The organism is Terriglobus aquaticus, from assembly GCF_025685415.1.
Classification (GTDB): Bacteria; Acidobacteriota; Terriglobia; order Terriglobales; family Acidobacteriaceae; genus Terriglobus; species Terriglobus aquaticus.
The window spans coordinates 2,474,444-2,485,632 of sequence record NZ_JAGSYB010000001.1; the positions used below are offsets into that span (position 1 = coordinate 2,474,444).

At 62.5% G+C, this 11,189-nt stretch carries 12 protein-coding genes; 6 read left to right on the forward strand and 6 right to left on the reverse strand.

Going from position 1 to position 11,189, the window contains the following annotated elements; genetic code table 11:
- The first annotated feature begins 29 nt into the window (after positions 1 to 29).
- Complete coding sequence (locus tag OHL12_RS10355) at positions 30 to 779, forward strand: metallophosphoesterase family protein (protein ID WP_263413742.1); 750 nt, start codon at positions 30 to 32, stop codon at positions 777 to 779.
- Positions 780 to 795: 16 nt separating this feature from the next.
- Here OHL12_RS10355 and OHL12_RS10360 read toward each other — a convergent pair whose 3' ends face one another.
- A complete protein-coding gene (locus tag OHL12_RS10360; protein ID WP_263413743.1) occupies positions 796 to 1,257 on the reverse strand; it encodes a YraN family protein in 462 nt (153 codons plus the stop codon).
- 68 nt (positions 1,258 to 1,325) lie between these two features.
- Between OHL12_RS10360 and OHL12_RS10365 the strand changes: the two genes are divergently transcribed.
- Together OHL12_RS10365 and OHL12_RS10370 are read left to right on the forward strand one after the other, a co-directional pair.
- A complete protein-coding gene (locus tag OHL12_RS10365; RefSeq protein WP_263413744.1) occupies positions 1,326 to 4,070 on the forward strand; it encodes a patatin-like phospholipase family protein in 2,745 nt (914 codons plus the stop codon).
- A gap of 81 nt (positions 4,071 to 4,151) precedes the next feature.
- Positions 4,152 to 4,649 (forward strand): hypothetical protein, encoded by a 498-nt coding sequence (locus OHL12_RS10370; protein ID WP_263413745.1) that lies wholly within the window; start codon positions 4,152 to 4,154, stop codon positions 4,647 to 4,649.
- Positions 4,650 to 4,722: 73 nt separating this feature from the next.
- Here OHL12_RS10370 and OHL12_RS10375 read toward each other — a convergent pair whose 3' ends face one another.
- Positions 4,723 to 6,957: a beta-glucosidase gene (locus OHL12_RS10375; protein ID WP_263413746.1), complete on the reverse strand. Its 2,235-nt coding sequence runs from the start codon at positions 6,955 to 6,957 to the stop codon at positions 4,723 to 4,725.
- Between the two features lie 175 nt (positions 6,958 to 7,132).
- Here OHL12_RS10375 and OHL12_RS10380 point away from each other — a divergent pair, with 175 nt between their 5' ends.
- A complete protein-coding gene (locus OHL12_RS10380) occupies positions 7,133 to 7,561 on the forward strand; it encodes an organic hydroperoxide resistance protein (protein ID WP_263413747.1) in 429 nt (142 codons plus the stop codon).
- A gap of 70 nt (positions 7,562 to 7,631) precedes the next feature.
- Here the strand turns inward: OHL12_RS10380 and OHL12_RS10385 are convergent, their stop codons facing one another.
- Positions 7,632 to 8,033, reverse strand: coding sequence for a hypothetical protein (locus OHL12_RS10385; RefSeq protein ID WP_263413748.1), 402 nt, complete (start codon positions 8,031 to 8,033; stop codon positions 7,632 to 7,634).
- Positions 8,034 to 8,321: 288 nt separating this feature from the next.
- Between OHL12_RS10385 and OHL12_RS10390 the strand changes: the two genes are divergently transcribed.
- Both OHL12_RS10390 and OHL12_RS10395 read left to right on the forward strand, forming a co-directional pair.
- Positions 8,322 to 8,489, forward strand: a complete 168-nt coding sequence (locus OHL12_RS10390; RefSeq protein ID WP_263413749.1) for a hypothetical protein — start codon at positions 8,322 to 8,324, stop codon at positions 8,487 to 8,489.
- A gap of 155 nt (positions 8,490 to 8,644) precedes the next feature.
- Positions 8,645 to 9,154, forward strand: a complete 510-nt coding sequence (locus tag OHL12_RS10395; RefSeq protein WP_263413750.1) for a phage tail protein — start codon at positions 8,645 to 8,647, stop codon at positions 9,152 to 9,154.
- Positions 9,155 to 9,174: 20 nt separating this feature from the next.
- Here the strand turns inward: OHL12_RS10395 and OHL12_RS10400 are convergent, their stop codons facing one another.
- The 3 genes from OHL12_RS10400 to OHL12_RS10410 all read right to left on the reverse strand — a co-directional run bounded on the left by OHL12_RS10400 (position 9,175) and on the right by OHL12_RS10410 (position 11,171).
- Positions 9,175 to 9,408 (reverse strand): hypothetical protein, encoded by a 234-nt coding sequence (locus tag OHL12_RS10400; protein WP_263413751.1) that lies wholly within the window; start codon positions 9,406 to 9,408, stop codon positions 9,175 to 9,177.
- Positions 9,384 to 9,794, reverse strand: coding sequence for a hypothetical protein (locus OHL12_RS10405; protein ID WP_263413752.1), 411 nt, complete (start codon positions 9,792 to 9,794; stop codon positions 9,384 to 9,386). The genes OHL12_RS10400 and OHL12_RS10405 overlap by 25 nt, the downstream gene beginning before the upstream one ends.
- A gap of 168 nt (positions 9,795 to 9,962) precedes the next feature.
- On the reverse strand, positions 9,963 to 11,171 hold the full coding sequence (locus OHL12_RS10410; protein ID WP_263413753.1) for a hypothetical protein: 1,209 nt from the start codon (positions 11,169 to 11,171) through the stop codon (positions 9,963 to 9,965).
- Positions 11,172 to 11,189 lie beyond the last annotated feature (18 nt).

Consider the following 11,189-nt stretch of genomic DNA (forward strand, 5'->3'; position numbering starts at 1 on the left):
CTCATTGCTGATGGCCTTCTGCCAGTCGCATGCGAGCGCTCGTCCTTTCCGACATTCACGGCAACATGGAAGCCCTGGAGGCAGTGCTTGCCGCCGCGCCACCGCACGATGCGGTGTGGAACCTGGGCGATGTGGTGGGATACGGCGGCAGCCCCAACGAGTGCGTGGCCGCGGTCCGCTTGATAGCCGGTGCAAGCGTGCGCGGAAACCACGATCGCGTATGCAGCGGCCTGCTGCCGCCAACGCACTTCAACCCGACGGCGCGCCAGGCGGTGGAGTGGACCAGCGGCGTTCTGAGCCAAGAGTCGCGTACGTGGTTGGAAGAACTGCCGGAAGGTCCGGTGGTACCGCCGCAGTCCAGCAGTGTGATCTCTCACGGATCGCCGGATGGCGAAGACATTTACGTGCTCAACATCCGCGACGCATGGGGGCCCTTGCAGACCAGCCAGCACCGCGTGACTCTCTTTGGCCACACCCATGTGCAGGGCGGCTTCCACGCTCGTGGCAAAGAGTGGTTGCGCATTCAGCCCGTGAACGGCAATGGCAGCAGCCGGTGGACGCTGCCGTTGCTCGGGGACGGCACCCGCTACATGATCAATCCTGGGTCGGTCGGTCAGCCGCGGGACGGCGATTGGCGCGCCGCGTTCGCCGTGGTGGATGAAGAAGCGAACGAGGTCACCTTCTATCGGGAACCCTACGATCTTGCCCGCGCACAGGGGCACATCCTGCTGGCTGGACTACCGGAGCGGCTTGCACTGCGCCTCCGCGAAGGCCGATAGCCACGAACTTTGCGCTTTAGTCGGAGCGCAACGAAAACGCGTCGGCCTGCACCTGGACACGCCATTCGCGCCGCAGCCGCAACGCAGTCACCACATCCGCACGCATGTCCGGCAGCGGATCGCCGTCGTTATACAGGCCTCGCACATAGGCCCGAGCCATGCGCCGCAGCGCCGTGCGCTTGTTGCCGTCGATCAGCCGCTCGGGAGCGTAGCGGTCCCGTGCCGCGCGCGACTTCACCTCGATAAAGCAGAGCGTTTCGCCTTGCCATGCGATCAGGTCGACCTCGCCATCCAGGTTGGGCGCCTGCCACTGCCGCGCCACGATCACATAGCCCAGCCGGCGCAAATGGAAGTAAGCGCGTCGCTCGCCGGCCTCGCCCAGGGCCCGTCGGCGGCCTGCGGTAGAGCGGTCGCGACGGCTGCGCAGACCTGCGAGGGCGTCGAGGCTTGCTTCGCACAGACGTAACCACGGCCGCATCGCTCATTGATAACAGGAAGGCGTACTCGCAATCCATCCCGGATGGCCCTGCATCGTATGACTCAGGAATGATCTCCAGACGATTCGGTTTACGGTTCAGCCAACTGCGGCTCGGGTGGCTTCTTTGCGCCCTGGCGTCTGCCCCGTTGCTGGCACAGGCACCGGCGACGCCGGACTCGGCGGCGTCGCAGGCGGGCGCGTCCAGCCAGGCCCCCTCCGACCGGAATGTGCCGAAGGCCGATCGGAACAAGGACAGCGGCAGCAAGCCTGGCGCCGCGCCGGCCGGAGCGCAGCCTCCGGTGCAACTGGCCTGGCCGGCGCAGGATTTCAGCGGCCCCGGGCACACGATCCTGAAACCGGTGTACGCTCCGCCACCGCCACTTGGGCGCAAGCGCATCGGTCTGGCACTGGGCGGCGGTGGTGCCCTGGCGCTCAGCGAAGTTGGCGTTCTGCGGTGGTTCGACGAGCACCACATTCCCGTGGACGCGATCGCCGGCACCAGCATGGGATCGCTGGTGGGAGCCCTGTACGCCACCGGGCACTCGCCTGCGCAGATCCAGGACCTGACCAGCGACCAGGTCTTCTCCAAAGTGTTCCGCCTCAGCACCGACTTCCGGCAGATCAACTTCCGCCGTCGCGAAGATGCGCGCTTTCTGCCCGGAGGCTTCAACCTGGGGCTGAAGCATGGAGTGTCGTTCCGCAACGGCGTTCTGCTGGACTATGGCCTGAACGAGTTCCTGAACGCGCAGTTCCTGCCCTACGGCGCGGAGTACGACTTCAATCGCATGCCCATCCCGTTCCGGTGCGTGGCGACCGACATCCTGGTCGGCCGTGAAGCCGTGTTTGCGCAGGGCCCCTTGGCCGAGGCAGTACGTGCCTCCATCTCGATCCCCGGCGTCTTTTCGCCTCTAGAAGATGGTGGCCACATCTACGTGGACGGAGCCCTGACAGAAAACCTGCCCGTCGATGTGGTCAAAAACGACCTGCACGCGGATGTGGTGATCGCCGTGTCGCTGCCGCTTACACCGCCCGACAAGGGCGATACCAATTCCCTGCTTGGCATTCTGCAGCGGAGCTTCTCGGTCGCGTCCTGGTCCAACGAAGTCCGCTCGCGCGCGCAGGCCAACGTGGTAGTCGAACCCGTTGCGCCGGCAGGCGTGGGTGCCGCCGACTACGCGAAATCGAACCAGCTGGCCGACGCTGGCTATGCAGCAGCGGAGAAAGCCAGCGGCAAGCTGCTGCCCTACCGCCTGGATGACGCGGCCTGGGCGACCTATGTGGAGCAGCGTCGCGAGCGCTTCCGCGGCACACTGGGCAACATCGCCCAGGTGAATGTGATCGCCCCCAACCACTCCGCGGCAAACGGCATCCGCGATACGGTCGTGCCGCTGGCGGGCAAGCCGGTGGACCCCGAGGCGATCGACCACGCTCAGAACGAGGTCCGCAGCGACGGTCGCTTTCAGTCCGACTACTACCTAAGCAATCACGGCCAGAAGGTCGACCTGCGGGTAACCGGGCCGGCCAACCAGGGCCGACCCGTCGAAGGTCGCGAACTGTTGCACCCAACCGAGCGACGCGGTGCCGGCGATGACCGCGCGGTGGCGCTATTCGGCGGAGACACAGAGGCCGGCTCCGGAGAGCGCGGGGAAGCCATCAGCAACCAATCGGTGAACAACACGCTGCCGGTGGGCAAGCAGGAGCCCGGCCCCGCCGACAAGGCCGGCACGCCGCAGTTTGAGACCGTGGCTCCCAGCAGCGCTGGCCGCATGGCCACTGCAACCGTTCCACCGGCCACCGGCTACAAACCCACGCCGGGCGACCTGGACCTCAACCTGTTTGTCCGCGACAAACCGTTTGGACCGCCTTTTCTGCTGGTGGGTGGCAACGTGATTGCGCAGACAGGCGGTGTGTCTCGCGCCACCATCGATGCCGTGCTGACCGAACAGGACCTGGGCGGCTACCGCTCTGAGCTGCGCACCACCATGCGTTTCGGCTTTCTCACCTTTGTCGAACCGGAGTACTACCGGCGTCTCACCGCCCGAGGGTTGTTCCTGGCGCCGCGCCTCACCTTCCTGCGCACGCCGGTCTACATCTGGGGCAATCAGCGCAAAGTCGCGGAGCGCCAGCAGATTCAGGCAGGCGGAGGCATCGACTTCGGCTATACCGTCTCGCATTTCACGGAGTGGCGCGCCGGGTGGCAGGAAAACACAGAACGCTGGCACACACAGACGGGCAGCGACGGCCTGCCTGACTTCAACGGACAGCAGCAGATCGCGCGCATCCTCTACCGATTCAACGGACAGGATCGCGACCTGATTCCGCTGCACGGCTTGCGCGCGGAACTGAATGCCGGCTACCAGTTCAGCACATCGCGCAGTCCCAACGCGCCGCGCATTCAGGGGCTCGCGTCGTACTTCCGCGACATCGGTCACGGCAACACGCTGTCGCTGGTGACCGAGGGTGGAACCTTTGCAGGCCGCAACGTCGCGGACCCGTTCCGCTTCACACTGGGCGGACCGCTACGGCTTTCCGCCTCCACGTTTGAGGAGTATCGCGGCACCGATTACTGGCTCGTTCGCCCGGCTTACTTCCGACGCATCGCTTCCCTACCGGCTCCGCTGGGGCAGAACATCTACGTGATCGGAACCTACGAAGCGGGACAGATGTACGCGCCGAACGCAGGGACAGTGACGCGACAGGACGTGTTCTTTGGCCTGGCGGCGGAGACACCACTGGGCGCAGTCACCTTTGGGCCAGCCATCGGCGATCATGATCATCGCAAGATCGTGTTCACGTTGGGCCGCTTCTTCTAACGTCGCGAGACCGGGTGCCGTTTCCTGCGGCGACGGTGTCTAATGGAACACGCCAACCCGGCAAAGGAAAGTTTCTGCACCATGACGCTGCTGAATGCTCCCGCTTACGATGAACGCCGCGCCAAGCTGGTGCGCCTGTCCCTGATCGGCGCCGTCGCGTTTGTGATTCTCCTGCTGGTGCTCGCGTTGGCGGGCTTTGTCACTGGCCATGGCTGGCTGTTCAGCAACCTGCCGGTCGAGCACAAGGTCGACCGCTTCCTGACCGCGCTGCAGCAGAAGGATTACGACACCGCGTACGCCATATACCAGAACGACAAGGACTGGAAGCAGCATCCGGACAAGTACAAGAGCTACCCGGAGGACCGCTTCATCGACGATTGGACGGACCCGCGCTATAGCCCAATCGGCAAGCCGATCACCACGCACCACGTGGACAAGTCCGTGACGGACGGCAGCGGCCCGTTCGGCACGACCGTCATCGTTGGCTCTACCGTGGATGGCGGCAAGCGACTCTTCATCCCGTACCAGCGCTCCGACGGCACGCTCACGTACCCCGCGCCCCACGTCTTCGAGTACTAGCGTTCAGAAGCCATGAACAGCAGCAGAAAGGGACCCGCGAGGCGGGCCCCTTTCTGCTGCATTCGGAAGTGGCCTACTGCAAGTGGATGGTTGCTTTCAGCGGTTCGTTCGCGCTGGAGCTGCCCACGCGGACGCCGTAGGTTCCGGGCACCATGTGGAAGCTCTCGGATGCCTCGTCAAACACCTGCAGCACCTCCGGTGCCAGCGTGACCGTCACCGTCTTCGACTCGCCCGCCTGCAGGTCCACGCGCTGCCAGCCCGCCAAGCGCTGGAACGCTTCGCCCGCGGCGTCCGGCAACGTCGCGTACACCTGTGCAACCTCAGTGCCCGCGCGCTTGCCCGTGTTCTTCACCGTGAAGGTGACGGACCGTGCACCGGCGTCCGTCTTCAGGCCCGAGTACGCGTACGTGGTGTACGACAGACCAAAGCCAAACGGGAACAGGACCTGCTTGTGCTCGGACTCGTACCACTTGTATCCGACCTTCAAGCCCTCGTCGTAGCTGGTGCTATAGCCGGTACCGGTGCCGCTGTTCACCGCGCTGCGGCCTTCGTTTTCCATCTCGCGGCTGAGCGGCGCGATCTTCGGGTGCGGCAGGTCTGCCTCGCTTGCCGGGAAGGTCATCGCCAGCTTGCCGGTCGGGTTCACCTCGCCCGTGATCACGTTTGCCAGAGCGCGGTGGCCGTTGCTGCCGGCATACCATGTCTCGACCACACCGGCGACCTTGGGCAGCCACGGCATAGTCACGGCCGTGCCCGTTTCCAGCACGACGATCGTGTTCTTGTTGGCCGACGCGACCTGGTCGATCAGGGCATCCTGGTTGTCCGGCAGCGAGAGCGAGGGCAGATCCATCCCTTCGCTGGTCCACTGCGTGCCGAAGACGATCGCGACGTCGGCGTTGCGCGCCGCCGCAGCCGCCGCGGCAGGATCATCGCCCGGCGTGTAGGTGATGCGCGCACCCGGCAACTTCGCCTGCAATGCCTTCAGCGGCGAAGTGGGGAAGTACACGTGCGACTGCCAGAAGGAGTCCTTGCGGCCGTTGACCGGCACCGCATTGCCACCCGGCGGGTCCACCTGCGCCGATCCGCCACCGGAGATCATGCCAACATCCGCGTGGCCGCCGATCAGCGCGATGGTCCGCACCTTGGGCGCCAGCGGCAGGATGTCGTGCTCGTTCTTCAGGAGAACGATGCTCTTCTCCTCCATGTGCAGCGCGGTTTCCATGCCGCGGTCGATGTCGGGCACAGACTTCTCCGTCGGATGGTCGACAATGCCGCTGACAAACTCGCCATAGAGCATGCGACGCACATGGTCGTCGATCTCCGCCATGGGCACCTTGTGCGACGCTACGGCTGCCTTCAGCGCCGGACCGTAATACTTGTCCAGAGGCTGCTCGTTATCCAGGCCGGCTGCGCTGGCCTTGTCGGTTGAGTGCGTTCCGCCCCAGTCGCTGAGCACAAATCCCGGGAACTTCCATTGGCCCTTCAGCACATCGTGCAAGGTGTAGGTGTTCTCGCAGGCGTAGTCGCCGTTGATGCGGTTGTAGGAACACATGACCGCGGCGGGATGACCGATGTTGATGCCGATGTGAAACGCCAGCAGGTCCGTTTCCTGCAAGGCGCGGCGCGAGATGCGCGCATCGACGATGTTACGACCCGTCTCCTGGTCGTTCAGGGCGTAGTGCTTGATGTCGCCGATGATGTGCTGTGCCTGCTCACACCGGATGCGGTTGCCGACCAGTGTTCCGGCAAGCAGCGGATCTTCGCCCATGTATTCGAAGGTGCGGCCGTTTCGAGGTTCGCGCGTCAGGTTCACGCCGCCGCCCAGCGTCATGGTGAAGCCCTGGTTGCGCAGCTCGCGACCGATGAGCTCGCCGTATGCGCAGGCGGAGTTCGTGTCCCAGCTATTGGCGGAAGCGAAGTTCGACGGCAGCGCCGTGGAGTAGCGGCCGTTCTCGCCGCTGGACCGAACGCCATAAGCGGCGTCGCTCATAATAATGGCCGGAATGCCGAGCCGCGGCACACCGACGACGAGGCCAGCGCCGCCGTTCATCTGATAGGTAAGCGGCATCTGCCATTGGTCGGCGTGGGCCATGCCGTTGCCGTGCAGCATGTCGATCTTTTCGTCCAGCGTCATCTGCTGTAGCACCATGTCGGCGCGCTGCTCGGGTGGCAGACTCGCGTCCATCCACGGGCCCTTGACCGGCGCGGATCCGTGGGGTCGTTGTGCTTGCACGCTGACCGCAGCGAGCGCAAGGGTGACAGCGGCCGTGGCAACGGCGGCGGAAGACTTCAACAGGCAATGCGGCATGAATTCAGCGCTCCTCTGGACTTGCAGACACGTGCTTTTGCGGCAGATTCGGAGCTGCCCTGGCACGAGAGCTATCACTGTACCAAGCTGGACAAACCTTTGTCCTGCGAATGGAAGCAGCGCGATGGCAAATCCGTTGCGCTCCTGCCGCATCCAATGCGGCAAGGAGTTGGAAATGGCACTCGAAAAGGTGGTTTACACGGCGCACGCAACCGCAACCGGCGGCCGCGACGGCGTGGCGAAGACGGACGACGGCAAGCTGGATGTGAAGCTGGATCCGCCAAAGGGCATGGGCGGCGGCGGAAATGGGACGAATCCGGAGCAGTTGTTCGCGGCTGGCTATGCCGCGTGCTTCATCGGCGCAATGAAGTTTGTGGCGAACACACAGAAGATCCACCTGCAGGAAGTTTCGATCGACTCGTCGGTCGACTTTGGACCGCTGGCGAATGGTGCCAAGGGCTTCGGGATCGGCGTGAAGATGGTCGTTCACGTGCCCGGGCTGGAGCGCGAACAGGCGGAAAAGCTGGTGCACGAGGCGCACGAGGTTTGCCCGTATTCCAATGCGACGCGGAACAACATCGACGTGGACCTTTCGGTCGCGTAACGCTGCTTTTCGCACGAAGCGATGGCGAGCCTGCGGGCTCGCCATTGCCTTTGGCTGACTCGGAGCTTGGCTACTGTGGCTTGGGCGCGGGAGTGGTACTGGCAGGGCGGGCCGCGGTGAAGGTGCCGCTGTAGCTCATGGGTTGCACGTCGATGTCGCCGCTGATTGTGCCGTCTTTCTGCAGCTTGCCAGTGTAGGTGATCGTCAGGGCATCGCCGTTGTATTCGCCTGGGTGCTTCAGCGTGAGCGTGGTGCCGTCGAAGGTGCCGGTGGTTTCGCGGTCCTTGCTGTCCATGGTGCAGGTGCCGGTCAGCTTCGTGTCCGGGCCGGAAAGCGTGCAGACGTCGTGGATCGGGTAGCCTTGCACGTCGCCGTCGATGGTCCATTTGCCTGCGCCTTTGCCGTCGGCGGCGAAAGCAAACGAGCTGGAGGCGAGCGCGGCGAAGGCAATCAGATTGCGTGTGGCTGACATGAAGAGCTCCTTGCGAGTGGCTGGCGAAGTGTAGCAGGTTGCTCCAGGCTTGCAGTTCCGGTGGCTCGGGGTGGCCCCTCCCCGGAAAAGCTAAGTTGTTCAAATCAAAAGGTTTGCTGTACGGGGCTGAATGCAAGTTCCTGATGGATAGGAACTTAGGCGTAAGTTCCTGTCTACGAGAGACTTAGGATACGGGGCGCGGTGACTTGGTCGAGTTTGCGTTTCTTCGGCTGTGGCGGTTTGTCAAGCGCATCTGATGCTGCAGCGATCGTGTGAGTGAGGTGGTGCATGGTGAAGCGTCTGGTGCTGGTCGGTTGTGCAATGGCGGCGTGCCTGCCGCTGAGCGGGTGCATGGTGATGGGCTACTCCAGCCGGGGCGGGTTCTTCTTCTGGCCGGGCGGGCTCGGTCTGCTGGTGATCATCGCGGTGGTGTATCTGCTGCTGCGTCGGCGTTGATCCGGTAATCAGCGCGGATCGACATCGCTGTTGGACGACGATGCGATTCACCTTCTTTCGCGGGTTCGGAGGAAGCGGCGGGATCAGTGAAGAGAATCGCTTCCGCCGCCCCTGAACCCGGCTATACTGCCGCCGAGTCCGACAGGAGCTGCGTGATGGCTGAGTTCACCGTGAATCCAAACCGCTTCGATCCGTACAAGAAGTTCAAGTTCCGGCTGAAGTGGGACGGCAGGTACATCGCAGGCGTCAGCAAGGTGAGCGAGCTGAAACGCACCACCGAAGTCGTGGTGCACCGCGAGGGCGGCGACCCGAACACCAGCCGCAAGTCACCCGGCCAGACTGACTTTGCGCCGATCAGGCTGGAACGGGGCGTGACCTTCGACCCCGCGTTCGAAGCCTGGGCCAACAAGGTGTGGCAGCTCCATGCCGGTGCCGGAAGCGAGGTGGCGCTTGCCGACTTCCGCAAGGACCTCCTGCTCGAACTTTCGAACGAAGCGGGCCAGGTGGTGATGGCGTACAAGATCTATCGTGCCTGGGTCTCGGAGTACCAGGCGCTCCCCGAGCTGGACAGCACCGGCAACGCGATCGCGATCGAAAGCATTGTGCTGCAGAACGAAGGCTGGGAGCGCGATCCCTCCGTCACGGAGCCAGTCGAACCGAAGTAGAACTTGATCGTGCGCGTCTGTTAGCGCTTGCAGCCGGGCAGCACCGTGGCGTCGCCGGGATAGTTGCCGCTGTTGAGAGTAGCCAGGTTCTGCTTCTGCTGAGAGACGGGTGGAACGCAGAAGTCGGCGCGGATGGCTTCGGGTAGCACCTCTTCGTCGTACGGCGCCTGGGTGCGACCGGCGTAGCGGCCCCGGCCGTCTGCGCTGATGGGGTGAGGCTTCGCTGGGTCTAGCGGGTACTGCGTTCCGAACAACTGCGGGTGCGCGCGAGTTGCAGGTAGCGGTCGAGCGTCGCGGCGGTCAGCCACTTGGCATTGGTGTTGCCCTTGGCGAGCGCGTCTACGGCAAGGATGTGAGCGAGCAGGTAGTCGTCCGCAGTCTCGCCGTGCTGCAGGACCCAAGCCGCATCGTAAAGCTGGTCCGCCGAGGTGATCTGTCCTTTCGCCAGCAGATCGCGAACCTGCTGACTGCGGTCGCGATGCCGCTGCTCGAACGCGGCGATGGCCTGCGGTGTGTTGATGGCCGGGTGGTCTTCGTCATCCTGCACAAACACCTGGTGCACATTGAATGACGGCGCGGTTTGGGCCAGCATCAATGGCCCGGCGATCAGGGCAGCGAGAGTGGGACATGCGAAGCGCATGCGCAAGATGATACTGCCGCTTGACCTCGTGAGCATCACTTTCGCAGAGCGCGCGAAGTGTGTGAGGTGAATCTGAAGCTGCCCTTCAATTCATCGACGACTCACCCACACATCGCAAAGAACGCGATGTATGGGGCACCCGGCGAGCTATGGTTGGTGATCCGTGGATCAGGGCTTGAGATCAACCACAACGAGGGACGGGTAATCTGAAAGAAGTTGTTTTATTACAGGCTCATCTCGCATGTTCCGTCGCTCTAAGATCAGTCGACTCTCAACGACCTTGTTCGACTTATCGAAGAAGAAGTTCGGGTTCCCATGGAAGATCAAGTCACAATGTGTAAATTGACTGTTAAAGATAAATCTCTCATCTAGATCTTGCTTTCCGTCTGTGGCCTGAAGACCTGTAACTACGCCCAGATGACCCGGGTTGTGCCCGAGAAGTCCGAAGCCTCCAATCACAGTCGAATCAACCATATCAACCCTTGATTTTTGAAAAATGTCTGTCGCAGAATCAGCAGGAACTGGCTCTTCGAACGAAGCTATGGCTCCGTTCCTGATGATGCCAAGCTGTATTGAACCGCCTACTTCCTGCGGGTGCCTGTCCGAAGTCAATTCTTCAACTCGTCTAGCTACTTGGCTAAGATCGTCGCAAGACAAGCGCTCTCCCCGATCTTCCCTCAAGGACTTGTAGTACTTATCGAAGCTGGCATTGTTTTGGACGTAGCCTATCGTTCCCAAAGCGGGAAAGGCTACATCGGTGATGCCGCCCAGCATGCCTACCAATCCTGACGAAGTAGTTACAGTATCAGGATCACTAACACTGTACGAGATACCGCCATCAGAACTTCTGAGACTAAGTTGAATCTTCGTGATGACAAACTTTCCGTTTTCGATTCCAGCGACGGTGATCTGCGAAGGGCTGTCTGATGCGGCAACACCCGCCATCTTGCTGATACTTTGCGAAACTCCCAACGAGGCGGCAAAGGCTCTTGCGAGAGCTGAGGCCTTTTCTTGTACGCTCAACTGCGCGAAGCGTTGATTGCCTTTTACGTACGTGTTTACTACCCTCGGTATGGCTTGATAAACAGGGTACTGCCCTCCATAAGAGGGGCCCGAGTGGGAATACCAACCAGCTATAGCCAAGAAGGTGCGTTCATCTAGCTTAAATAGCTTTTCGCCCTCTACAGTACTCGCTCGTCCCCCGCTACTTAGGCGGCTGTCGGTCAGAGCTACCAGGCAATTTCCATTCGCGAGGACAACATTTACTGTGCCGTGAGCCGGCCCGCTGAGCAACTGTTTCGACGAGTCTGCCTGCGCTAGCCCTAGTTTTGCGTACAGGATAGCGAAAAAGAGCTTTGCGAACAGCGTGCGGCGCATTCGGGAACAATCCTCTCG

Bases quoted from the DNA above. Each gene is read 5' to 3' on its own strand.
- OHL12_RS10380 (WP_263413747.1), top strand. From the start codon at position 7,133: ATGGCACTCGAAAAGGTGGTTTACACGGCGCACGCAACCGCAACCGGC.
- OHL12_RS10395 (WP_263413750.1), top strand. From the start codon at position 8,645: ATGGCTGAGTTCACCGTGAATCCAAACCGCTTCGATCCGTACAAGAAG.
- OHL12_RS10410 (WP_263413753.1), bottom strand. From the start codon at position 11,171: ATGCGCCGCACGCTGTTCGCAAAGCTCTTTTTCGCTATCCTGTACGCA.
- OHL12_RS10370 (WP_263413745.1), top strand. From the start codon at position 4,152: ATGACGCTGCTGAATGCTCCCGCTTACGATGAACGCCGCGCCAAGCTG.
- OHL12_RS10375 (WP_263413746.1), bottom strand. From the start codon at position 6,957: ATGCCGCATTGCCTGTTGAAGTCTTCCGCCGCCGTTGCCACGGCCGCT.
- OHL12_RS10385 (WP_263413748.1), bottom strand. From the start codon at position 8,033: ATGTCAGCCACACGCAATCTGATTGCCTTCGCCGCGCTCGCCTCCAGC.
- OHL12_RS10355 (WP_263413742.1), top strand. From the start codon at position 30: ATGCGAGCGCTCGTCCTTTCCGACATTCACGGCAACATGGAAGCCCTG.
- OHL12_RS10390 (WP_263413749.1), top strand. From the start codon at position 8,322: ATGGTGAAGCGTCTGGTGCTGGTCGGTTGTGCAATGGCGGCGTGCCTG.
- OHL12_RS10405 (WP_263413752.1), bottom strand. From the start codon at position 9,794: ATGCGCTTCGCATGTCCCACTCTCGCTGCCCTGATCGCCGGGCCATTG.
- OHL12_RS10360 (WP_263413743.1), bottom strand. From the start codon at position 1,257: ATGCGGCCGTGGTTACGTCTGTGCGAAGCAAGCCTCGACGCCCTCGCA.
- OHL12_RS10365 (WP_263413744.1), top strand. From the start codon at position 1,326: ATGATCTCCAGACGATTCGGTTTACGGTTCAGCCAACTGCGGCTCGGG.